The 21,184-nt window shown below is 73.5% G+C and carries 20 protein-coding genes and 1 tRNA gene; 9 read left to right on the top strand and 12 right to left on the bottom strand.

All coding sequences use genetic code 11. From position 1 onward, the window contains the following. The first annotated feature begins 14 nt into the window (after nt 1–14). Nucleotides 15–896 carry a nuclease-related domain-containing protein gene (locus tag HL663_RS03925; protein ID WP_173027158.1) on the top strand — a complete coding sequence of 294 codons (882 nt, stop codon included), beginning with the start codon at nt 15–17 and terminating at the stop codon, nt 894–896. A 419-nt stretch (nt 897–1,315) separates the two neighbouring features. Here HL663_RS03925 and HL663_RS03920 read toward each other — a convergent pair whose 3' ends face one another. Beyond that, a complete protein-coding gene (locus HL663_RS03920; RefSeq protein ID WP_173027157.1) occupies nt 1,316–2,377 on the bottom strand; it encodes a hypothetical protein in 1,062 nt (353 codons plus the stop codon). Between the two features lie 134 nt (nt 2,378–2,511). Here HL663_RS03920 and HL663_RS03915 point away from each other — a divergent pair, with 134 nt between their 5' ends. Together HL663_RS03915 and HL663_RS03910 are read left to right on the top strand one after the other, a co-directional pair. Then, nucleotides 2,512–3,030, top strand: a complete 519-nt coding sequence (locus tag HL663_RS03915; protein WP_173027156.1) for a peptidylprolyl isomerase — start codon at nt 2,512–2,514, stop codon at nt 3,028–3,030. Between the two features lie 58 nt (nt 3,031–3,088). Next, nucleotides 3,089–3,967, top strand: coding sequence for a rhomboid family intramembrane serine protease (locus tag HL663_RS03910; RefSeq protein WP_353654110.1), 879 nt, complete (start codon nt 3,089–3,091; stop codon nt 3,965–3,967). A 337-nt stretch (nt 3,968–4,304) separates the two neighbouring features. Here HL663_RS03910 and HL663_RS03905 read toward each other — a convergent pair whose 3' ends face one another. Next, nucleotides 4,305–4,559 carry a cell division protein CrgA gene (locus HL663_RS03905; protein ID WP_173027155.1) on the bottom strand — a complete coding sequence of 85 codons (255 nt, stop codon included), beginning with the start codon at nt 4,557–4,559 and terminating at the stop codon, nt 4,305–4,307. Between the two features lie 125 nt (nt 4,560–4,684). On the opposite strand from HL663_RS03905, the gene HL663_RS19325 reads away from it, so the two are divergent. The 4 genes from HL663_RS19325 to HL663_RS03890 all read left to right on the top strand — a co-directional run bounded on the left by HL663_RS19325 (nt 4,685) and on the right by HL663_RS03890 (nt 6,984). Then, nucleotides 4,685–5,413 carry a DUF881 domain-containing protein gene (locus HL663_RS19325; protein WP_286175914.1) on the top strand — a complete coding sequence of 243 codons (729 nt, stop codon included), beginning with the start codon at nt 4,685–4,687 and terminating at the stop codon, nt 5,411–5,413. Further along, complete coding sequence (locus HL663_RS03900; protein WP_286175913.1) at nt 5,410–6,087, top strand: class E sortase; 678 nt, start codon at nt 5,410–5,412, stop codon at nt 6,085–6,087. The genes HL663_RS19325 and HL663_RS03900 overlap by 4 nt, the downstream gene beginning before the upstream one ends. A gap of 4 nt (nt 6,088–6,091) precedes the next feature. Then, a complete protein-coding gene (locus tag HL663_RS03895) occupies nt 6,092–6,247 on the top strand; it encodes a hypothetical protein (RefSeq protein WP_173027154.1) in 156 nt (51 codons plus the stop codon). Between the two features lie 80 nt (nt 6,248–6,327). Continuing rightward, entirely contained in the window at nt 6,328–6,984 is a 657-nt protein-coding gene (locus HL663_RS03890; protein WP_173027153.1) for an aminodeoxychorismate/anthranilate synthase component II, read from the top strand. Nucleotides 6,985–7,333: 349 nt separating this feature from the next. On the opposite strand, the gene pknB is transcribed toward HL663_RS03890, so the two are convergent. From pknB to HL663_RS03850, 8 genes are all read right to left on the bottom strand, one after another. Then, nucleotides 7,334–9,181, bottom strand: coding sequence for a Stk1 family PASTA domain-containing Ser/Thr kinase (pknB, locus tag HL663_RS03885; RefSeq protein WP_173027152.1), 1,848 nt, complete (start codon nt 9,179–9,181; stop codon nt 7,334–7,336). 12 nt (nt 9,182–9,193) lie between these two features. Then, nucleotides 9,194–10,648, bottom strand: a complete 1,455-nt coding sequence (locus HL663_RS03880; protein ID WP_173027151.1) for a peptidoglycan D,D-transpeptidase FtsI family protein — start codon at nt 10,646–10,648, stop codon at nt 9,194–9,196. Then, nucleotides 10,645–12,027 (bottom strand): FtsW/RodA/SpoVE family cell cycle protein, encoded by a 1,383-nt coding sequence (locus HL663_RS03875; RefSeq protein WP_173029979.1) that lies wholly within the window; start codon nt 12,025–12,027, stop codon nt 10,645–10,647. Before HL663_RS03875 ends, HL663_RS03880 begins: the two co-directional genes overlap by 4 nt. Continuing rightward, nucleotides 12,024–13,430 (bottom strand): PP2C family protein-serine/threonine phosphatase, encoded by a 1,407-nt coding sequence (locus tag HL663_RS03870; protein WP_173027150.1) that lies wholly within the window; start codon nt 13,428–13,430, stop codon nt 12,024–12,026. Before HL663_RS03870 ends, HL663_RS03875 begins: the two co-directional genes overlap by 4 nt. A 3-nt stretch (nt 13,431–13,433) precedes the next feature. Continuing rightward, nucleotides 13,434–13,931 carry an FHA domain-containing protein FhaB/FipA gene (locus tag HL663_RS03865; protein ID WP_173029978.1) on the bottom strand — a complete coding sequence of 166 codons (498 nt, stop codon included), beginning with the start codon at nt 13,929–13,931 and terminating at the stop codon, nt 13,434–13,436. A 10-nt stretch (nt 13,932–13,941) separates the two neighbouring features. Continuing rightward, on the bottom strand, nt 13,942–14,781 hold the full coding sequence (locus HL663_RS03860; protein ID WP_173027149.1) for an FHA domain-containing protein: 840 nt from the start codon (nt 14,779–14,781) through the stop codon (nt 13,942–13,944). Nucleotides 14,782–14,901: 120 nt separating this feature from the next. Next, entirely contained in the window at nt 14,902–16,065 is a 1,164-nt protein-coding gene (locus HL663_RS03855) for a bifunctional glycosyltransferase family 2/GtrA family protein (RefSeq protein ID WP_173027148.1), read from the bottom strand. Beyond that, nucleotides 16,062–17,795, bottom strand: coding sequence for a hypothetical protein (locus HL663_RS03850; RefSeq protein ID WP_173027147.1), 1,734 nt, complete (start codon nt 17,793–17,795; stop codon nt 16,062–16,064). Before HL663_RS03850 ends, HL663_RS03855 begins: the two co-directional genes overlap by 4 nt. 201 nt (nt 17,796–17,996) lie before the next feature. Here HL663_RS03850 and HL663_RS03845 point away from each other — a divergent pair, with 201 nt between their 5' ends. Further along, a complete protein-coding gene (locus tag HL663_RS03845) occupies nt 17,997–19,007 on the top strand; it encodes a pirin family protein (protein WP_173027146.1) in 1,011 nt (336 codons plus the stop codon). A 98-nt stretch (nt 19,008–19,105) separates the two neighbouring features. Beyond that, nucleotides 19,106–19,188, top strand: a tRNA-Leu gene (locus tag HL663_RS03840). A gap of 137 nt (nt 19,189–19,325) precedes the next feature. Here HL663_RS03840 and HL663_RS03835 read toward each other — a convergent pair. Both HL663_RS03835 and HL663_RS03830 read right to left on the bottom strand, forming a co-directional pair. Beyond that, nucleotides 19,326–19,967 carry a response regulator transcription factor gene (locus HL663_RS03835; RefSeq protein ID WP_286175912.1) on the bottom strand — a complete coding sequence of 214 codons (642 nt, stop codon included), beginning with the start codon at nt 19,965–19,967 and terminating at the stop codon, nt 19,326–19,328. 8 nt (nt 19,968–19,975) lie between these two features. Further along, nucleotides 19,976–21,121, bottom strand: a complete 1,146-nt coding sequence (locus HL663_RS03830) for a sensor histidine kinase (RefSeq protein WP_173027144.1) — start codon at nt 21,119–21,121, stop codon at nt 19,976–19,978. Nucleotides 21,122–21,184 lie beyond the last annotated feature (63 nt).

Here is a 21,184-nt window from a genome sequence, read left to right as displayed (position 1 = left end):
TCGACGACAGGCGGATGCGTTTGCGGTACGCGGGGGTGTGCCGGGTCTGCGACGTCCAGCTGGCGGCGAAGGCCGAGGCGATCTACGAGCGTGCGACCAAGACCGTTCGCTGCCTCGAGCACGAAGGGTCACTCGACTCGCCGGATGAGTCCGAGGCGTCGGTCATCCGAGTGCTCGAGGTCGTCAACGATGCGCCGGAGTCGCGACCTGAGGTCGTCGTCCTCGACGAGCCTGTGACGCCCGAGGTCGTCGACAGCGGAGTCGCTGGTGCATCCGCCCGCCGAGAGTTCGAGCGGCGGAAGGCCAAGCGCGAGGAGGGCATCCGCACGAGACACCCCAAACTCGGCGGCCTCATCCTCGCGGTGACCGACGACCCGCAGTCGACGCGGGCGTGGGACACCGGGGCCATTGGCGAGGAGCTTCTCGGCAAGGGGCTCGACGGCCAGGCCGGCGACACCGTCCGGTTGTTGCACGACCGCCGCATCCCCTGCACGCGCGCCAACATCGACCACATCGCCGTGACGGCGCACGGTGTGGTCGTCATCGACGCCAAGCGCTACAAGGGCCGGCCGTCCCTGCGGGTGGAGGGCGGCATCCTGCGACCCCGGGTCGAGAAGCTGATGATCGGCTCACGGGACTGCAGCAAGCTCGTCGACGGCGTGCTCAAGCAGGTCGCGCTGGTGCGAGACATCGTCGGGGAGGGCGTGCCGGTCGAAGGCGCTCTCTGCTTCCTCGACGCAGACTGGCCACTGTTCGGCGGTGACTTCACGACCCGCGGCGTGCAGGTCCTCTGGCCGAAGAAGCTCTACAAGCACCTGCAGCAGGCTGGTCCGCTGGATGCGGTCGCGATCGACGCGCTCCACCGTCGCCTGGCCGCTGCGCTGCCCCCGAGCTGACCGACGTCAAGCACCGGCGAAATCGTGATGGGACCGCGGAAACGGCCCTGACCATCGGCTTTGCCGACAGGCCCGCGCAGAACGTTCGACAGTAGTCCCATCGGGCCATTCCCTGTCATCTCCGGCAGGTCTACATTCGGGCTCGTCGACTCCAGGCAGGGCCTCGAAGGGGTTGCGAGCCGACACGGCCGACGTCCCGGGACGGTGACGCGACGGGTGCGACGGCACCTTGGTCGCGACCCCCTCCATCGCCCCGGGGCGTCCCGGCCGGACAACTCCATCCACGAACGCAGCCGCGCACGATCCAGGGCGTGCGCCACCCGGACCCGACGGCCGACAGGGGGTCGCCCGGTCCGGACACGACGGCGCCGGCCGCACCCCCGGGGGGATGCGGCCGGCGCCGGTCCGTCTGTCGTGGGTCAGCTCTTGTCGTTCGAGCCGCCGTCGACGTTCGGGGTGGAGAGGTCGGAGCCCTCGGACGTGCCGCTCGTCGACGGGATGGTCGAGTCGCCCGACGTGGCGTCCTCCCACGTGGCGGCAGCCTCGTCGGCCTTGTCCGACGCAGCGTCCTTGGCGTCCTCGGCCTTGGAGGCGGCGGCGTCCTTGAGCTCGCCGGCCTTCTCGAGGCCCTTGTCCTTGAGCTCGCTCGCGCGGTCGGAGGCGGCGCCGGCGGTCTCGGCCAGCTTCTCGCGGACCTCGCCCGCCTTCTCCTTGGCGGTCTCGACGGCGTCGGACGCCTTCGTGGAGGCCGAGGACGGCGGCGTGTACGAGCCGGCGCTCGCCCACGGGTCGGGGCGCTCGGAGCTCTTGCGGTACGCCATGACGGCAGCGCCGGCGGCGACCGCACCGAGGAGGAGCACCCAGCGGCCCTTGCCGCGGCTCTTCTTCGCGCGGGCGTCGCCCTTGAGGACGGCGTAGGCGTCAGGGGCGCGCTCGGCGGCCTCGGCGGCCTGCTCGCGCGCGGTCGCGGCGCCGGCGGCGATCGCCGTGAGGGCCGCCATCACCTTCGGGAGGACGTCGTCGGAGAAGGTCTCCTTGGCGTGCTCGGCGCTCTTCTTCGCGTGCTCGACGCGCGGGGCCAGCGCCTCGAGCGCCTCCTCGGCCTTCTGGCGCGTGGTCTCGGCGGCGTCCTGGGCGCGGTCGCGGCCCTCGCGCACCTTCGGCGCGACGGAGGCGGCGTAGTCGCGCGCGGTGTCGGCGTAGTCGTGCGCCTGCTTGTTCGCGTCGTGGGCCGCCCCGCGGGCCGACTCGTACTGCGCGAGGGCCTCCTTGCGAGCCTTCTTGCCCTGCTTGCGCAGGTGCTTCGCCTCGGACTTGCTGCTCTTGCGGAGGTCCTTGATCTCGGACTTCGTCTTCTTGCGCAGGTCGTGGGCGGTGTCGGTGGCGCGCTCGGCGGCGTCGCGCGTGGCCGCGCTCACGCGGTCGGCGGCATCCGTCACGGCATCCACGGCCTGGTCGGTCCTGCTCTTGCTGCGGAACACGCGTCCTCCTCGGTATGGGACATCTCTTCCGTCCATCCTGCCCTGTTTGCGCTGCTCGGGGCGCATCAGGACAACGAGTGATGCCGTGAGCCGCCCCACCCGGGAGCGTCGGCGCCGCGTGAGAGGATCGGAGCATGAAGGCAACGCTGCACACCAACCACGGCCCGATCGTCGTCGAGCTCTTCTCCAACGAGGCGCCGAAGACGGTCAAGAACTTCACCGGCCTCGCCACGGGCGAGCAGGAGTACAAGGACGACGCGGGGCGCACCAACCCCACCCCGTTCTACGACGGCCTCGTCTTCCACCGCATCATCCCCGGCTTCATGATCCAGGGCGGCTGCCCGCTCGGCCAGGGCATGGGCGGCCCGGGCTACGCGTTCGACGACGAGATCCACCCCGACAAGCAGTTCGACCGCCCCTACCTCCTCGCGATGGCCAACGCCGGCAAGCGGATGGGCAAGGGCACCAACGGCTCGCAGTTCTTCATCACCGTCGCGCCGACCACGTGGCTCAACGGCAAGCACACGATCTTCGGTGAGGTCGCCGACGGCGCCAGCCGCGAGGTCGTCGACAAGATCGCCGCCGTCCGCACCGGCGCCCAGGACCGCCCGGTCGACGACGTCGTCATCGAGCGCGTCGAGATCGAGCAGTAAGCACCACGCACCACCACCCCGGGAGACCGACGTGTCCGAACCACCGCCGATCCCCCCGGTGACTCCCGTCCCGGAGGCCGCGGGCCAGGTCCCGACCTGCCCGCGGCACCCGGACCGGGAGTCCTACGTGCGCTGCCAGCGCTGCGGACGGCCCACCTGCCCCGAGTGCCAGCGCCCCGCCGCGGTCGGCATCCACTGCGTCGACTGCGTGCGCGAGGCCTCGAAGACCGTGCGCCAGGGTCGGACGACCTTCGGCGGCAGCCTCACCGACGGCCGCCCCCAGGTCACCCTCTGGATCATCGGCATCTGCGTCGCGGTCTACCTGCTGCAGACCGTGCAGCCCTCGATCACGCGCGACATCGCGTTCGCGCCGGTCGTCGGCGACACCCAGCCGTGGCGCTTCCTCACCTCCGGCTTCGCCCACGGCGGCCTGACCCACGTCGCGTTCAACATGTACGCGCTCTACGTCATGGGCCAGTACCTCGAGCCGATGCTGGGCCGCGCCCGGTACATCGCCCTCTACCTGCTGAGCGCCTTCGGCGGCTCGGTCGGCATCCTGCTGCTGGCCTCGAAGCCGGCGGGCGGCGTCGTGACGCTCGCCGACGAGTCGTGGTTCACCGCCGCGGTCGGGGCCTCGGGAGCGGTCTTCGGCCTGTTCGGCGCGTTCCTCGTGCTGCAGCGCAGCCTCGGTCGCTCCGCGGCCGGGATGTACGTCGTCATCGGCATCAACGCCGTCATCGGCTTCGTCATCCCGAACATCGCCTGGCAGGCGCACCTCGGCGGTTTGGTCACCGGCGCGCTCGCCGCGGCGGCCATCGGCTACCTCGGCCGCTCCAAGGACCCGCTCAAGCCGGCCGACCGGCGCATCCACTGGGTGGCGCTCGGCGCGATCTTCGTCGTCCTCGTCCTGCTGTCGGTGGCCAAGTACGCCCTCTGACCCGACCCCGAGCTGCACCGGCGACGCCCCGACCCCACGGTCGGGGCGTCGCCGTCGTCCACCGGTCATCCACAGGCGTCCACAGCGTGTCCACGCGTTGTTCGCACACTTGTCCACAGGCTGTCCCCATGTGGATTACACCTGTGTCATTCATCCCCAATGGGGACAACCCCTGTGGACAACTGGGGACGAACCCCCGAATCCTGGGGACGGGATGTGGACGGACGGTGGACGACGGGCCCTCCGGGGCCGGGATGCACAGGACCCCGGGGCTCCACCACGCGCGGCGTGGGGTGCCCCGGGGTCCCGGGAGTGGTGCCTGTGGACGAGGCGGGCGTCAGCGCCAGCGGGTCGTCATGAGGAACCCGGAGAGCATCAGGCCGAAGCCGACGCCGAGGTTCCACCGGCCGAGGGCCGGGACGGGCAGCTGGTTGGCGCCCGAGATGTAGAAGGTGACGACCCACAGCAGGCCCAGCACCATGAGCGTGAGCATCACGGGGACGAACCAGCGCGCGTTGGGGCCCTGCTGGGCGGTCGTCGCCGTCCGCTGCGGGGTGTAGGCGGGCTTCTTGCGACCCTTGGACTCGGGCACGGGAACTCCTCCGGTTCGTTCAGACTCGTGCCCTAGCGTAGAGGTCACGTCAGCGAGAGAGGGGAGGCAGGGTGCCGGGCACGCACGCCGGTCGGCCCGACCGACCCTCGCGGCACGCCGGCCGGGTGGACCGTCCCTCGCCGTGGCCCTGGCTCGTCCCGGTCGCCGCGCTCGTCGCCGGGGCCCTCTTCGCGAGCAGCGTCCGGGCCTCCGACGGCGAGGAGCTGCGCACCGGCTACACCCGCCTGCCCGACCTCATCCGCGAGCAGACGCGCGTCAACACCGACCGCGCCGAGAAGGTCGACGCGCTGCGCGCCGAGGTCGAGGACGCGACGGCCGCCCTGGCCCCCGGCGACCTCACGACCCAGCGCCTCGAGCGCCAGGCCGCCGAGGTCGCGACCGCCGCCGGGCGCACCGAGGTCCGCGGGCCGGCCGTGCGCGTCACCCTCACCGACGCCCCGCTGCCCGGCGGCGAGGTGCCCCAGGGCGGCGACCCGGACGACTACGTCATCCACCAGCAGGACATCGAGGCGGTCGTCAACGCCCTGTGGGCCGGCGGCGCCGAGGCGATCATGGTCCAGGACCAGCGGATCATCTCCACGAGCGCCGTCCGCTGCGTCGGCAACACCCTCATCCTCCAGGGCCGCGTCTACTCCCCGCCGTACACGGTGACGGCGATCGGCAGCCCCGACGCGATGAAGGCCCGGCTGCAGGACGACCGCGCCGTCGACCTCATCCGGCAGTACGCCATCGCCTTCGGGCTCGGCTACGACGTCGAGGACGCCGGCGCCCAGACCCTGCCCGCGTACGCCGGCAGCATCACCCCGACCGTCGCCGAGGTGGCCGGGTCGTGATCCGTCGCGCCGTCGGGTGGGTCGGCGAGCTGCTCATCACGGCGGGCGTGCTCGTGCTGCTCTTCGTCGCGTGGCAGCTGTGGTGGACCGACGTCACGAGCAACCGCGACCAGGAGCAGATCGTGCGCTCGCTCGAACGGTCGTTTGCGGCCGGCGCGGACGGCGGGGCGGCGCTGCACGACGCCTTCCCGCAGCTGGGGCCGGACGACGCCTTCGCCGTCATCCGCGTGCCGCGGTTCGGCGAGGACTTCGCACGGCCGGTCATCCAGGGCGTCGGGCGGCCGGTGCTGGCGCTCGGGGTCGGGCACTACGAGGGCTCGGCGGACCCCGGGGCGGTCGGCAACTTCGCCGTCGCCGGGCACCGCACGACGTACGGCCGGCCCTTCCACGAGATCGACACCCTGCGCGACGGCGACCGGGTCATCGTCGAGACCGCGCCCACGGTGTACGTCTACGAGATCACCGCGCGCGAGATCGTGCGGCCGTGGCAGACCGAGGTCATCGCGCCGGTGCCGGACGAGCCCGGCGCCAAGCCCACGGAGCGGATGATCACGATGACCTCCTGCCACCCGAAGTACAGCGCGACCGAGCGGTTCGTCACGCACGGGACACTCGTGAAGAGCGTGCCGCGGGCGCAGTGGCGGCTCGCCGACTGGTCGACGGTGGAGGGGTAGCCGGATGTACGCAGCCCTGTGGCGATCGTTGCCCGGCCCCGCGTGGGTCCGGGCCCTGGTGTGCGTCGTGCTCGTGGTGGCCGTCGTGGCCGTGCTCTTCGAGTGGGGGTTCCCGGCGCTCGCCGAGGTCCTGCCGTTCAACGCCAACACGGTGGGCTGACGGGCGGGCCGATGGCCGGTGCGGTGGCGGTGCGGCGGACCGGGCTGGGTCGGCGCGCCGGGCCGGGGCACCATAGGGGGATGACCCGCGTCCTCGTCGTCGACAACTACGACAGCTTCGTCTTCACGATCGTCGGCTACCTCGAGCAGCTCGGCGCCGAGTGCGAGGTCGTCCGCAACGACGCCGTGCGGCCCGCGGACGCCGCGGACTTCGACGGCGTCCTCGTCTCACCGGGTCCGGGCACGCCCGAGGAGGCCGGCGTCTCGATGGCGATGATCGAGGCCTGCGCCGAGCGCGCGCAGCCGATGCTAGGGGTGTGCCTCGGGCACCAGGCGCTGGGTGTCGTCATGGGCGCGACGGTCGGGCGCGCGCCGGAGCTGCTGCACGGCAAGACCTCGAGCGTGCTGCACGACGGGTCCGGGGTGCTGGCCGGCGTGCCGCAGCCCTTCACCGCGACGCGCTACCACTCGCTGACCATCGACCCCGCGACGATGCCGGAGACGCTCGTGCCGAACGGGCACACGGAGTCGGGCATCGTCATGGCCGTCCGGCACGCGACCCTGCCGCTGCACGGGGTGCAGTTCCACCCCGAGTCCGTGCTCACCGAGGGTGGGCACCTCATGCTGGCGAACTGGCTGCGCATCGCGGGGATGGACGACGCGGTCGAGCGGTCCGTGGGGCTCTCGCCGCTCGTGCACGACGCGGCCGGGGTCGCGCGGATGGTCGCCGCAGGCTGACCGCACCGCGGGAGGTTTCCCTCCCGGTGTGGGAGGGATCGCTCCCGGGGTGCAAGGAATACCTCCCGAGGGGCGAGGACCTGGGCGGGGTCGGGGTGACCTCGCGGTGCCGGGGTGGTGTCGTCGTGCCGGGGTGTCGTGGCGCACCGGCCGGCCGAGATCGCACCGGCAGGGCGAGGTCGGGTCGCCTGGACGAGGTCGGGTCGGCGGGGCGGGGTCGGGGTGACCTCGCGGTGCCGGGGTGGTGTCGTCGTGCCGGGGTGTCGTGGCGCACCGGCTGGGCGAGGTCGGGTCGGCTGGGCGAGGTCGGGTCGGCGGGGCGGCGTCGGGGTGACCCCGCCCGGCGGGGTCAGCTCGGGGAGGGGCTGGGTGACGGGCTCTCGGACGGCGACTCGGAGGGCGTCGGGGTCGGCGTGGGGGTCGGGGTGGGGGTCGGCGCCGCCTTCTGGGCGACGACGATCTTGACCGTCGAGCCGATGTCGACCGCCTGCTTGCCGTTGGGGTCCTGGTCGATGACGTCGCCCTCGGCGGCCTGGTCGGTCTGCTTGTAGGACGTCTCGACCTGGAGGTTGGCGTCGGCCAGCGCGCTCTGTGCCTCGTTCTGGCTCATCCCGACGACGTTGGGGACGTCGACCTTGCCGGTCCCGACGGTCACGGCGATCCGGGTGCCGGGCTTGACGGCCACCTGTGACCCCGGGTCGGAGGAGATGACGACGTTCTCCTCGGTGTTGGGGTCGTTGACCTCGTCGACCGTGCCGAGCGTCAGCCCGAGGTCGCTGAGGATCCCGCGCGCCTCGTCGAGCGAGCGGCCGGCGAGGTCCGGCACCTCCACGGTGTCGGGACCCCCCGAGACCGTGATGCGCACCGTCGAGCCCTGGTCGGCCCGCGAGCCGCCGTCGGGGGTCTGCGAGATGACGTTGCCCTCGTCGACGGTGTCGGAGGCGGCGACCATCGACTGGACCCGGAAGCCGGCGCCGGTCAGCGTGGCCGTCGCGGCGTCCTGAGGCGCATCGACGACCGACGGCACTTGGACCTGCACGGGCGCGTCCGGGCCGCCGAGGTAGCGCACGAGCCCGAAGACGAGCAGCCCGAGCGCCGCGATGACGGCGACGACGAGCAGGATGGCGGCCGCGGGGTTGCGCTTCGGCCGCTCCTCCTCCATCACCTCGCGGCGGGTCAGCGGCTCCTGCGACGCGGTCGACCCGGCGAACGGGGCGTCCCACGCGGCGGTGCGGTCGGTGACCGGCGAGCTCGGGGCGGGCAGGGCCTCGGTGAGCCCGGCCGCGGCCGCGCCGGCCAGCGCGGCGGCGGACGAGCGCGCGGCGATGCTCACCGGCCGCCCGAGCCGGACGGCCTGCAGGTCGGCGCGGAACTCGTCGGCGTCCTGGTAGCGGGTCTCGCGCGGCTTCTCGAGCGCGTGGAGCACGACGGCGTCGAGCTCGGGCGAGACGTCGTCGGCGAAGCGCGACGGCGGCACCGGCGGCTCGCCGACGTGCTGGTAGGCGATGGCGACCGGGCTGTCGCCCTGGAACGGGGGCCGGCCGGTGACGAGCTCGAAGAGCATGCAGCCGGCGGAGTACAGGTCGGAGCGGGCGTCGACGGACTGCCCCTGGGCCTGCTCCGGCGAGAGGTACTGCGCGGTGCCGATGACGGCCTGGGTGGCGGTGACCGTGGCGTTGGCGTCGGCCATCGCGCGGGCGATGCCGAAGTCCATCACCTTGACCGAGCCGTCCTCGGCGAGCATGACGTTGGCCGGCTTGATGTCGCGGTGGACGATGCCCTGCCGGTGGCTGTAGGCCAGCGCGTCGAGCACGCCCTCGGTCACGCGGACGGCCTCGGTCTCGTCGAGCCGGCCGTGGGCGGTCAGCTCCTCGCGCAGCGTCCGGCCGCCGACGTACTCCATGACGATGTAGGGGATGTTGACCTGCGCGCCACCGGACTCGGTGTGCAGGTGGTCCTCGCCGTGGTCGTAGACCGCGACGATCGAGGCGTGGTTGAGGGCGGCCGCCGACTGCGCCTCGCGGCGGAAGCGGGTGATGAACGTGGCGTCGCGCGCGAGGTCGCTGCGGAGCATCTTGATGGCGACGGTGCGGCCGAGCCGCGTGTCGAACCCGCGGTGGACCTCCGCCATGCCGCCGCGACCGAGGAGCTCACCGACCTCGTACCGGCCGCCGAGCAGCTTCGGGACGTCAACCATGTCGTGCACTCCTCATCGGCTCAGCCGTGCTTCCATCATCGCCTTCGCGATGGGTGCGGCGACCGCCCCACCGCCGGTCTCGCTGTTGGCCGTCCCGCCGTCCTCGACGACGACCGCGACGGCGATCTTCGGGTCGTCCGCCGGGGCGAACGAGATGAACCAGGCGTGCGCGCGCCGGCCCGTGCCGTGCTCCGCGGTGCCGGTCTTGCCCGCGACCTTGACGCCGGGGATCTGCGCCCGGACGCCGGAGCCCTGGTCGACGACGCCGACCATCATGTCGGTGAGCGTCGCGGCGACCTCGGGGGTCACGGCCTCCGACAGCTCGGTCGGGTCGGCGGACTCGATGACCGAGAGGTCCGAGCCGATGACCGACTGCACGAGGTAGGGCTGCATGACGACGCCCTTGTTCGCGACGCCGGCCGCGACCATCGCCATCTGCATCGGGGTGACGCGCACGTCGTACTGCCCGATCGAGGACTGCGCGAGCTGCGGCTCGTTGAGCTCGGCCGGGACGGTGCTCGGCGTCACCCGCATCGGGATGGTCGGGGCGTCGCCGAAGCCGAACTTCGCGGCCTGCTCGCGCAGCGCATCGGCGCCGATCTGCATCCCGGCCTCGCCGAAGGCGGGGTTGCACGAGACGACGAGCGCCTGCTTGAGCGTGATCCGGCCGGTCGGGCTGCACGGCTGGTTGTCATGGTTCGGCAGGTCGGTGTCGGTGAGCGGCAGGTCGAGCGAGGCGCCACCGGGCAGCTCGGAGTCGGCCGTGTACTGGCCGCTCGAGAGCGCTGCGGCCGCCGTGACGACCTTGAAGACCGAGCCCGGCGGGTAGAGGTCGCCGGCGATGGCGCGGTCGACGAGCGGGCTGCCCTCCTTCTTGAGGAGGGCCTGGTAGTTGGCGTCGACCTTGCCGAGGTCGTGGCCGGCGAGCGCGTTCGGGTCGAACGAGGGGTGGCTGACGAGCGCGAGGATGGCGCCGGTCTTCGGGTCGATGGCCACCGCCGCGCCGCGGGCGTCCCCGATGCCGTCGGAGGCCGCCTTCTGCACGGCGGCGTCGAGCGTCGTCTCGACCGTGGCGCCCTGGGGCCGGCGACCGGTGAAGAGGTCGGAGATCTGCCGGTAGAACAGCTTGTCGCTCGAGCCCGACAGCAGCTCGTTCTCGGACTGCTCGAGCCCGCCGACCGCGCCGTAGAACGAGTAGAAGCCGGTGACGTGCGCGAAGAGGTCGGCGTCCTCGTACTGCCGCTGGAACTTGAACTCGTCGTCCGTCGGCACCGACCTCGCGATGGGCGTCTGCCCGACGAGGATCTCGCCGCGCTCGCGCGCGTAGGTCGCGAGCAGCGTGCGGCGGTTGTCGGGGCGGCCGTTGAGGTCGGCGGCGAAGACGTACTGGATGAGCGTCGTCGAGACGAGCAGGGCCGCGAAGAGGCCGGCGACGAGGAAGGAGAGGCGGCGCACGGGGGCGTTCACGACAGCCTCACCACCTCGGTGCGGGCCTCGCCGACCGCGCTCGTCGCGGAGTCGTCGGGCAGCGGGCGGCGGGCGTGGTCGGAGATGCGCAGGAGGATGGCGAGCAACGTCCAGTTGGCGAGCAGCGAGGAGCCGCCCGAGGAGAGGAAGGGGGCGGTGAGGCCGGTCAGCGGGATGACCCGGGTGACGCCGCCGACGACGACGAAGCACTGCAGGGCCAGCGAGAACGACAGGCCGGCGGCGAGCAGCTTGCCGAAGCCGTCGCGGGTGCCGAGCGAGGTGCGCAGCCCGCGCTCGACGAGCAGCGCGTAGAGCACGAGGATCGCGAACAGCCCGACGAGCCCGAGCTCCTCGCCGAAGCTCGGGATGATGAAGTCCGACTCCGCGAGGTAGGTGAGGTCCGGGCGACCGCGACCGAGCCCGGTGCCGACCATCCCGCCGGCGGCCATCCCCATGAGGCCCTTGGCGAGCTGGTCGGAGGTCTGCAGGGCCTCCGGGCTGAAGGTGTGCAGCCACAGCAGGACGCGGACCTGGACGTGCGCGAACGCGAGGTAGGCGACGTACGCGCCGGCCCCGAAGAGCCCGAGGCCGATGGCGATCCAGGACACCCGCTCGGTCGCGACGTAGAGCATCGCGACGAAGAGGCCGAAGAAGAGCAGCGACGAGCCGAGGTCGCGCTCGAACACGAGGACGCTGAGGCTGGCCAGCCACGCGATGAGGATGGGCCCGAGGTCGCGGGCGCGGGGCAGCGTGAGGCCGAGGATCTTGCGCCCGGCCACCGACAGCGCGTCACGCGTCTGCACGAGGTAGCCGGCGAAGAAGACCGCGAGCGAGATCTTCGCGATCTCGCCGGGCTGGAACGAGAACGGCCCCAGCCGGATCCAGATGCGCGAGCCGAACTCGGAGGTGCCGATGACCGGCAGCAGCGGCAGCAGGAGCAGCGAGAAGCCGACGACCCCGGCGACGTAGGTGTACCGGCGCAGGATGCGGTGGTCGCGCAGCGCGACGAGCACCCCGGCGGCGATGGCGACGGCCAGGGCGCTCCACATCAGCTGGCGCAGGGCCACCCCGTCGGCGATGTCGCGGCCGCGGGCGATGTCGACGCGGTGGATCATCACGAGGCCGAGGCCGTTGAGGAGGGTGACGATCGGCAGGAGCAGCGGGTCGGCGTACCTCGCCCGCCAGCGCAGGACGACGTGGAACGCGAGCGAGACCCCGAGGTAGCCCAGGCCGAGGGCGGCCAGGCCGGGCGGCACCGTGCCGGTCGTCGCGAGACCGAGGTTGACGTAGGCGAGCCCGACGATGCCGACCGCGCCGAGCACGAGGACGAGCTCGGTGGTGCGGCCGGAGCGCGGCGCCACGGACGAGACGGTGCTCATGCGGGCGGCGGCAGGGTCGGGGTGGACGACGGCAGGCCGCTGGACGACGCCGACGGCGAGGCGGACGGCGACGGGGAGGCCGAGGACGACGCCGACCCGCTCGGGCTCGGGCTGGGGCTCGGCGGCGTCCATCCCGGCTCGACGGTGCGGCACTCGTCGCCCTGGCTGCGGGCGTAGCGGCACGCCTCGGCCTGCAGGCGCAGCTCGGCGACGCGGACGTCGGCGTCGGCCCGGCTGCTCGCCTCGATGCCGGCCTCGATGTTCTGCTGGTAGGAGTCGGGCAGCTCGTCGACGGGGATGGTCGTCGCGTACTCCGGGGCGTGCAGCGAGATCGGGCCGAGGTCCTGGTCGACGCCGCGGAAGACGGTGACGACGCCGTCCTGCTCGCCGAGGTAGTACTGCTGCTGGCTCCAGGCGTACGCCGCGTACGACCCGCCGGCGAGGACGACGAGCGTGACGACGAGGGCGGCGACGACCCGCAGGACGATGCCGCGGCGGGTGCGCGGGCCCTCCTCGGCGAGGGTGACCCCCTCGTCGTCGGCGTCGTCGGCGCCGGTCGCGGACTTGGTGAGGGCGGCGGCCTTCTCGGCCGGGGTGACCGGCACGGGGCGGGTGGCGCGCCGGCGCTCGGCGGCGGCCCCGACGACCTGCGGCTGCGTGGGCGGGGCGTCGACCTTCGCGATGTCGACGAGGTCGCCGACGATGACCGTCACGTTGTCGGGGGCGCCGGCCCGCAGGGCGAGGGCGACGAGCCGCTCGGCGCACTCGCCGGGCTCGCGGGCCTCGCGCAGGACCTCGTCGATGGTGTCGCGCGCGACGTAGTCGGTCAGGCCGTCGGAGGCGATGAGGTAGCGGTCGCCGGCGCGCCCCTGGCGCACGACGAGGTCGGGCTCGTCGTCGTCGTTGCCGGTGAGCACCCGCGTCACGAGCGAGCGCTGCGGGTGGGTCTTGGCCTCGTCGGCGGTGATCCGGCCCTCGTCGACGAGGTTCTGGACGAACGAGTGGTCCTTGGTCACCTGCGTGACCTCGCCGTCGCGCAGCATGAAGGCGCGCGAGTCGCCGATGTGCGCCAGCGCGATCCGGTCGCCGGTGCGCAGCATCGCGATGAGCGTCGTGCCCATCCCGTCCAGGCGCGGGTCGTCGTCGACGGCGCCGCCGATCTCGCGGTTGGCCTCGTGGATGCGGTCGAGCAGCGCCTGGCTGGCGTCGCGCCCGGACAGCGACTCGCCGTCGAGGGCGACGAGGGCCGCGACGACGGTCGAGCTCGCGACGTCGCCGCCGGCGTGCCCGCCCATCCCGTCGGCCATCGCGAGGAGGTGGGGTCCGGCGTAGCCCGAGTCCTCGTTGTTGGACCGCACCATGCCGACGTCGGAGCGTGCCGCGTAGTGGAAGGCGAACGGCATCGGCTACCTCTGCAGCTCGAGCGTCGTCTGGCCGATCCGCAGGACGCTGCCGGCGGCGACCTCGCGCGTCTCGGTGAGCCGGGTCGCGCCGAGGTAGGTGCCGTTGGTCGAGCGGAGGTCCTCGACCATCCAGCGGCCGTCGTCGCCCTCGAAGATGCGGGCGTGCCGGCCGGAGGCGTAGTCGTCGTCGAGGACGAGCGCGCACTCGGGGCTGCGGCCGATGAGGGTGCCCGAGGCGCGCAGCGGCAGCGTCGTGCCGGACAGCGGGCCGGCGGTGACGACGAGCCGGGTCGGGCCCTTGGACGCCTTCGGCGGCTTGGGGGTGCGCTCGCGGCGGGCGCGGCGCGGCACCGGGGTGCTCTTGGCCGGCGTCGTGCCGGCCCGCTTGCGCACGCGGGTGCCGTAGAGGTCGCCGCGCAGGACGCCGACGACCGCGAAGACGAACGCCCAGAGGGCGACCAGCAGCCCGAGCCGAAGCACGGTGAGGGTGAGCTCGCTCAGCATCGTGGGGTCACCGCCGCCCGGCGCGGAAGGTGACGGAGGTGCGGCCGACGGTGACGCGGTCGCCGTCGGCGAGGTGCGTGCTCGTGATGCGCTCGCCGTTGACGAACGTGCCGTTGGTCGAGCCGAGGTCGCGGATCGTCGTGACGAAGTGCGGCCCGTCGGTCGTGACGCGCAGCTCGCTGTGCCGGCGCGAGATGCCCGGGTCGTCGAGGATGATGTCGGCGCTGTCGTCGCGGCCGAGGATCGTCATCGCGCCCATGAGCGGGTAGCGCTCGCCGTCGACGTCGAGCCACGGCCGGTCGGCGGGGTTGACGCGGCGGGGGCGGGCCGGGGGTGCCTGCTGCTGGTTCGGTCGGGTCGGCAGGTCCTCGTCGGCGTCGTGGGCGGCGGCCGCCGCGGCCGCGGCCTGCGCCGGACCGGGCGAGGGGCGCGGGGCGGCAGGACGCGGTTGCTGGCCGGTCAGGCCGGTGGCCCGGGGGCGCGAGGCCTTGCTCGGGCGCAGCCGGAAGACGCCCGTCTCGAGGTCGTCGTGCTCCTCGAAGACGATGTCGAAGGGCCCGGCCGGCTGGTAGTGCTGCCCCTCGCAGTGCTCCTCGGCGGCGGCGACGAGGTCGTCCTCGACGCTCTTGAGGTCGGGCTGCAGCCGGTCGAAGTCGCTCGGGCTCAACTCGATGACGAAGACGTTGGGGACGATGGCGCGCCCCGACGAGGTGACGGCACGGTCGTCCATCGCGCGGCGCATGTTGCTCGCGATCTCGACGGGATGCACGGCGGAGCGCAGGTGCTTGGCGAAGGTGCCCTGGACGGCACGTTCGATGCCCGCCTCGAGGCGGTCGAGCAGTCCCACGGCGCACCTCCTCGTCGGTCTCGGGCCGGCAGACGTCCGTCCAGCCTATCCGCCGGGGCTGGACGAGCCCTGAACGCGTGCGGCCGGTCGCGGTGGCGGGTCGTGCGGGCCGGGGTGGGCTCAGGTCGGGTCGGCGTGCCGGCTCGGGGTGAAGACCCAGCGCTTCTGCAGCAGGTAGCTGAGGAAGAACAGCAGCGTGTCGACGACGATCTTGGCGCGCACGACGTGGCCGTCCCACAGCGTGCCGAGCCCGCTCGTGAGGAGCGCGGAGAGCAGGAAGACGCCCACGGCGAGGACGACGTAGCGCGGCAACGAGTGCCCGACGGGGCGCCGGATCTCGAAGACCGCCTGCCGGTTGAGACCGTAGTTGACCAGCGAGGACACCAGCCGCGCGACGAGCGCGGCGCCCCCGACCGCCCCGAGGGCCGCGCGGCCGTCGTAGAAGGCGTCGATGACGAGCGTGAACACGGCGACGTCGACGAGCGCGCCGAGCAGCGAGGCGCCGACGAACTTGACGAACTGCCGGATGATGCCGCGGTAGATCATCACCGAGTCGCGCACCGGCCGGAAGTGCGACTGGCTGTTCTCGTGGTCGTGGTAGACCGTCTCGATCGGGACCTGGAAGAGCCGCACGTGGTAGGTCAGCAGGTGGCTCAGGGCATTCATCTCGTACTCGAAGCGGGCGCCGCGCACCTCGAGCAGGGTGTCGAGCAGGCCGTGCGAGAAGCCCCGCAGCCCGGTCTGGGTGTCGGGGATGTCCTGCCCGTAGAGGAGGCGGACGACGCCGGTCGTCAGCCGGTTGCCGAGGCGGCTGCGGGTCGGCAGGTCCGGGAGGGTGAAGTCGCGCACGCCGAGCACGGCGACGTCGCTGTCGCGCTCGACGAGGTGGCCGGCCAGCGAGATCGCGACCTTGAGGACGTCCTCGGCGAGGTGCTGGCCGTCGGCGTCCGCGGTCACGACGCCGCGCACGTCCTCGCGGGCCTGGCAGTGCGCGAAGAGGGTCTTGAGGGCGGTGCCCTTGCCGAGGTTCTCCGGGTGGCGCAGGACGACGACGCCGGGCAGCTCCTCGACCTCGTCGAAGAGCGAGCCGAACTCGGTCCCGGACCCGTCGTCGACGACGACGACCTCGTGCAGCCCGACCGCCTGGACGGCGCGGACGGTCTCGAGCAGCGCCTCGCTCGGGTGGAACGAGGGGATGCCGACGACGATGCCGGCCAGCGGGTTGGGCGGCGTGGCCGGTGTCCCGGAGGGCTCGGCGTCGCGGGGGGTGGCGGGCAGCGTCATCGGGTCACCATCACGGGAGGGGGGTGCGGGAGGGGCGAGCCGAGCTCGGCGAGCATCTCGGCGGCGCGGTCGTTGCGGGAGAGGAGGACGACGTGGCGGCAGGTGGTCAGGAGGTTCTTCGAGGTCTCGGGGGTGATCCGGCGGACGTCGACGTCGGGGGTGAGCAGGAGGTAGCGGACCATGAAGCGCCGGTAGCTCGCGTCGGTCTCCTCCTGGACGAGGCACACGCTGCCGTTCACCGGGATGCTCGCGCCCGCGACGGCCTCGTCCGCGTCGTGCCGCAGCGCGCTGACGAGGTTGCCCCGGGGCAGGTTCTCGGGCTGGCCGAGCGGCCCGACGAAGACGGTGAGCAGGCCCAGCACGACGAGCGTCCCGGCGAGCCGGGCCGGCAGGTGGCGCAGCGGGTCGACGAGCGCGAGGAGCGCGGCGACGACGAGGACGAGCAGGACGAGGATGCCGGTGCCCGAGTACCGGTTGAAGCCGGCCAGGTGCAGCGCCTCGCTCGTCTTCATCGACAGCAGGTAGGTGGCGAGGACGCCGGCGAGGTAGGCGGCGGTGCCGAGGGCCGTGGCGAGGAGCGCGGCGAGGGTGCCCCGGCCGCCGACGAGCCGGCGGCGCCACAGGAGCAGGAGCACGACCACCCCGGCCACGAGGGTGACGCGCAGCGCCACGTCGGCGCGCAGGGCGTCGAGGACGAGGCGGGTGATCTGCTCGCGGACCGCCGGGGTCTTCTCGGCGCCGACCTCCTCGAGGCGGCTCGCGTCGAGGCTGTGCGGCGAGCTGGCGCCGTCCGGGAAGGTGGCGGCGACGTGCCACGTCCACGCGCCGTAGACGAGCCAGGGCAGCCCCAGCGTCACGAGCATCCGCCAGGTGATCGGCCAGTGCGGGCGCCGGCGCGGCCGCGGGGCGTGGGCGACGGTGAGGACCACGGCCAGCAGCTGCACGGCGACGACGAAGAACAGCCCGCTCGCCTTGACGACCCCGAGGAAGGACAGGACGACCGCCAGCGGGAGGAGCGCGACGCGCATCCGGCGCCGGTGGCGCACGGCGAGGAGGACCGCCGCGCCGCCGAGGGCCGCGACGAGGCCGTCGACGAGCAGGGTCGTCGCCTGGTTGGTCGTGGAGAGCACCGCGAGGTAGAGCACCGGGACGACGAGCAGCCCGAGCCAGCGGTGGCGGCGCGCGAAGGCCGCGACGCTCGTCAGCGCGGCGACGACGAGGGTCGCCTGGCCGAGCATCGACTGCCACTCCAGCCCGCCGAGCAGGCGCGTGGTGGCGTAGGCGACGCTCGCGCTGCCCAGCGGGTAGCTCGTGAAGGTGATGACCGGCTGCGCGGGGGTGGGAAACGCGTCCTGCTCGAGCATCACCCGCACGACGAGCGCCCAGTGGCTGAAGTTGTCGTAGTGCGCGAACTCGAGGCCGCGCAGGTAGAGGACCAGCCCGCCGACGAGCGCGACGGTCCCGAGGGTCACCGGGTGCCGGGCGGTGCGCCACGAGGTCCGCAGGTGGCGGACGAGCTCGTGGAGCAGGGCGAGCAGGCCGAGGCCGACGACCGTCCAGGCGGCGGGCTCGAGCCGGCCCAGCAGCCCGCCGAGGAAGACGACGAGGCCGGCGCCGCAGAGCACGACGACCGGCACCGTGGCGGGGTCGAGGGTGGTGCGCCGCCGGGTCCACAGGAGGAGGCCGAGCAGCGCCGCGACGAGCGCGACGGCATGCAGGACCTGCGGCAAGGGACGTGCTCCTCGGGGGTCGTCGTCGTGGTCGGTGGCGGGCGGGGGCCCGGGCATCCTCGGCGACCGGACCGCGGGGCCGGTGCCGTCGCGGCGGTCCGTGGGGCGTCCCGACGCCCCCGGTGGCCGTCGACCAGCGTAGGGCGTTCGCGGAGGTCAGCGGGACTTCGGGCGTGTCGGTCCTCGCCGTACCGTGGGGGGATGACGCCCCAGGTGCAGGTGCTCGGACCACGCGAGGTGCCGCTCGGGGGGCCGCGCGCGATGACCGTGCGGCGGACCCTCCCGGCCCGGGAGCGCTCCTTCGTCGGGGCCTGGTGCTTCGCCGACCACTACGGGCCCGACGACGTCTCGGTCAGCGGCGGGATGGACGTCGCGCCCCACCCGCACTGCGGGCTGGCGACCGTCTCGTGGCTGTTCTCCGGCGAGGTCGAGCACCGCGACTCGCTCGGCACGGTGGCGGTCGTGCGCCCTGGCGAGGTCAACCTCATGACCGCCGGCCGGGGCATCTCGCACTCGGAGGTCTCGACGCCGGCGACGCGCGTGCTCCACGGGGCGCAGCTCTGGGTCGTGCTGCCGTCGGCCGCGGCGTCGGTCGAGCCCCGCTTCGAGCACCACGTGCCCGAGGCGGTGCATCCCGCGCCGGGGGTCGAGGCGCGGGTGTTCGTCGGCGCGCTGTGGGGGTCGCGCTCGCCGGTGCGGGTCGAGACGGCGCTGCTCGGGGTGGAGGTCGTGCTCGAGGCGGGGGCGTCGGTCGCGCTGCCCGTGCCGGACGGGTTCGAGGTGGGCGTGCTCGTCGACCGGGGGTCGGTGGTGTTCGCCGGGGCGCCGGTCGCCGCCACGGAGCTCGGGGTCGTGGAGGCCGGGTCGTCCGGTGACGGGTCCGACGGGGTGAAGGACGGGCGCTCGCTCGTGCTCGCGGCCGGCGACGACGGGGCGCGGGTGCTCGTGCTGGCCGGCGAGCCCTTCGGCGAGGAGGTCGTCATGTGGTGGAACTTCGTCGGGCGCTCGCACGACGAGGTCGCCGCCGCCCGCGAGGCGTGGGAGGCCGGGGCCGACGGGTCGGTCGGCCGCTTCGGACGGGTCGAGGGCTACGAGGGCGACGTCGCCCGCATCCCGGCGCCCGCGCTGCCCGGCGTGCGGCTGCGCTCGCGGGGAAACCGGCGCCCGCCCGAGGCCGCTGCAGCCTCGGCGGAGGCCCCGCCGATGTCCTGACCCGTGCGCCGTGGCGGGCGTCGGCGGGTGTCGTGGGGGGCCACTTTGGTCGATCGGGCATCCATCGGGCACACTAAGACGGCTCATCCGAGCACCACGCGCAAGTGGCGGAACGGCAGACGCGCTGTCTTCAGGTGGCAGTGTCCTTACGGGCGTGGGGGTTCAAATCCCCCCTTGCGCACAGCACGAGCTCGACCCCGACCAGGTTCTGGTCGGGGTCGTCCTCGTTCCGGGGGTCCCCACGCCCTTGCGAACGTGTGTGAGCGCCCCGCGGGGGGACCGACGGTCTTCACACACGTTCGCGGGACGGTGCCGGGGTCAGGGGCTGCCCAGGCCGGCGTCGCGGGCCACCAGCGCGGCCTGGACCCGGTTGGTCACGTGGAGCGCCTCGAGGATCCGGCTGACGTGCGCCTTGACCGTCGCCTCGCGCATCCCGAGCTCGTCGGCGACCTCGGCGTTCGTCGCGCCGCGACCCACGAGAGCGAGGACCTGCGTCTCGCGCGGCGTCAGGCGTCGCACGCGCGTCTGCGCCTCGAGGGCGGCCGGTCCGCCACCGGTGTGGAAGCGGTCGATGACGGTCCGGGCGGCCGAGGGATGGAGGATGGCCGACCCCGACGCCACGACGTGCACGGCTCGGAGGATCTCGCGCGGCTCGGTGTCCTTGAGCAGGAAGCCGTCCGCGCCGGCGGCCAGCGCCCGGTAGACGTACTCGTCGACGTCGAAGGTCGTGAGGACGACGACTCGCGGGGGCCGCGGCAGGGCGCGCAGCCGGGCGGTCGCCGCGATGCCGTTCATCACCGGCATCCGCACGTCGACGAGGGCGACGTCGACGCGTTGCGCCGCTGCGGCGTCGAGGGCCTGACGCCCGTCAGCCGCCTCGGCGACGACCTCAAGGTCCGGGTCGGTCCCGAGGAGGTCGACGAGCCCCATCCGCACGAGGGCGTCGTCGTCGACGACCATGACGCGGATCATCGGACCACCGCGCCGGTCCCGGGGGCGCTCCGGTGCTCGGGGGTCGGCAGGTGGAGGCCGAGGACCCACTCGCCGTGGCGGGCACCGACGTCGAGCGTCCCCCCGACGGCGTGGACGCGCTCGCGCAGGCCGACGATGCCGAAGCCGGGATCGGCTGCGGGAGAGGCCGACCCGCTGCGGAGGGGGCTGCGCACGGTGGCCGTCGTCAGGGGCGGTCCGTAGGTCACCTCGACCGCGCTGGTCGCCCCGCCCGCGTGCTTGCGGACGTTCGTCAGCCCCTCGCGGACGACGCGGTGGACGGCGAGCCGGTGCGCGGCCGGGACGAGCGCCGCCTCCCCGGTGACCACGAGCCGGACTTCCTGACCGGCCGCACGGGCAGCCGCGACGAGCTCGTCGAGGTCGCCGGTGGTCGGCGGCTCGACCTCGGTCGGGTCCGGCTCGCGCAGGACGGTGAGCACCGAGCGCAGGTCGTCGAGCGCCTCCGTGGACGCGGTGCGCAGCAGGGCCGCCCGTTCGGCGACCTTGGGCGGCAACGAGTTCGAGGTCGCCTCCAGCACACCGGTGTGCAGCGCGATGAGGCTCAGCCGGTGGGCGAGCACGTCGTGCATCTCGGCGGCGATGCGCGCGCGCTCGGACGCCCGCGCCTGCTCCTCGCGCAGGCCCCGCTCGACGTCGCGCTGGGTGACCTGCTGCTCGAGGGCGGTGATGAGCCGGCGGCGGCTGCCCGACCACAGGCCGACGACGATGCCGAGGACGAGGACGAGGGGCGAGCCGAACTGCTGCGGCACCCAGAGCGTGGCCGGACCACCGACGACGGCGCTCAGGGCGAGGGCCGCGACGCCGAGCCCCACGGCCCAGGCGACGCGACGGCGGCCGGCGAGGTCGACGACGGCGATGACGAGGAGGAAGAGGAAGGGCCATCCGAACCATCCGGCAGCCGCGGCGGCCACCGCCGGCGGGGCCCACCACGGGACGCGGGGCACCAGCAGCGCCGCGCTCGTCGCGACGGCGGCCGCCGACCCGGCGGTGGCGAAGCTCCCCCCGGCGACGGCGGCGGTGTTGAGCGCGGCCGTCCACCCGGCGGCGAGGACGAGCCCGCCGCGCACGAGCGCGGTGGGGAGGCGTCGACGCGGGGGCTGCACCTGACGAGCGTAGGCGTGCCGCCGCACCCCCGTGATCCGACTTTCGTCGGGGGTGCGCGTCGC

The sequence above is a fragment of the Arthrobacter sp. NEB 688 genome (assembly GCF_013201035.1).
GTDB lineage: Bacteria > Actinomycetota > Actinomycetes > Actinomycetales > Dermatophilaceae > Phycicoccus.
This window is presented reverse-complemented; position numbering and strand designations above follow the sequence as displayed.

What these genes read in the sequence shown, in the direction of transcription:
- HL663_RS03925 (WP_173027158.1), top strand. Translation starts at nt 15, where the DNA reads ATGCGTTTGCGGTACGCGGGGGTGTGCCGGGTCTGCGACGTCCAGCTG.
- HL663_RS03915 (WP_173027156.1), top strand. Translation starts at nt 2,512, where the DNA reads ATGAAGGCAACGCTGCACACCAACCACGGCCCGATCGTCGTCGAGCTC.
- HL663_RS03895 (WP_173027154.1), top strand. Translation starts at nt 6,092, where the DNA reads ATGTACGCAGCCCTGTGGCGATCGTTGCCCGGCCCCGCGTGGGTCCGG.
- HL663_RS03890 (WP_173027153.1), top strand. Translation starts at nt 6,328, where the DNA reads ATGACCCGCGTCCTCGTCGTCGACAACTACGACAGCTTCGTCTTCACG.
- pknB (WP_173027152.1), bottom strand. Translation starts at nt 9,181, where the DNA reads ATGGTTGACGTCCCGAAGCTGCTCGGCGGCCGGTACGAGGTCGGTGAG.
- HL663_RS03875 (WP_173029979.1), bottom strand. Translation starts at nt 12,027, where the DNA reads ATGAGCACCGTCTCGTCCGTGGCGCCGCGCTCCGGCCGCACCACCGAG.
- HL663_RS03870 (WP_173027150.1), bottom strand. Translation starts at nt 13,430, where the DNA reads ATGCCGTTCGCCTTCCACTACGCGGCACGCTCCGACGTCGGCATGGTG.
- HL663_RS03855 (WP_173027148.1), bottom strand. Translation starts at nt 16,065, where the DNA reads ATGACGCTGCCCGCCACCCCCCGCGACGCCGAGCCCTCCGGGACACCG.
- HL663_RS03845 (WP_173027146.1), top strand. Translation starts at nt 17,997, where the DNA reads ATGACGCCCCAGGTGCAGGTGCTCGGACCACGCGAGGTGCCGCTCGGG.
- HL663_RS03835 (WP_286175912.1), bottom strand. Translation starts at nt 19,967, where the DNA reads ATGGTCGTCGACGACGACGCCCTCGTGCGGATGGGGCTCGTCGACCTC.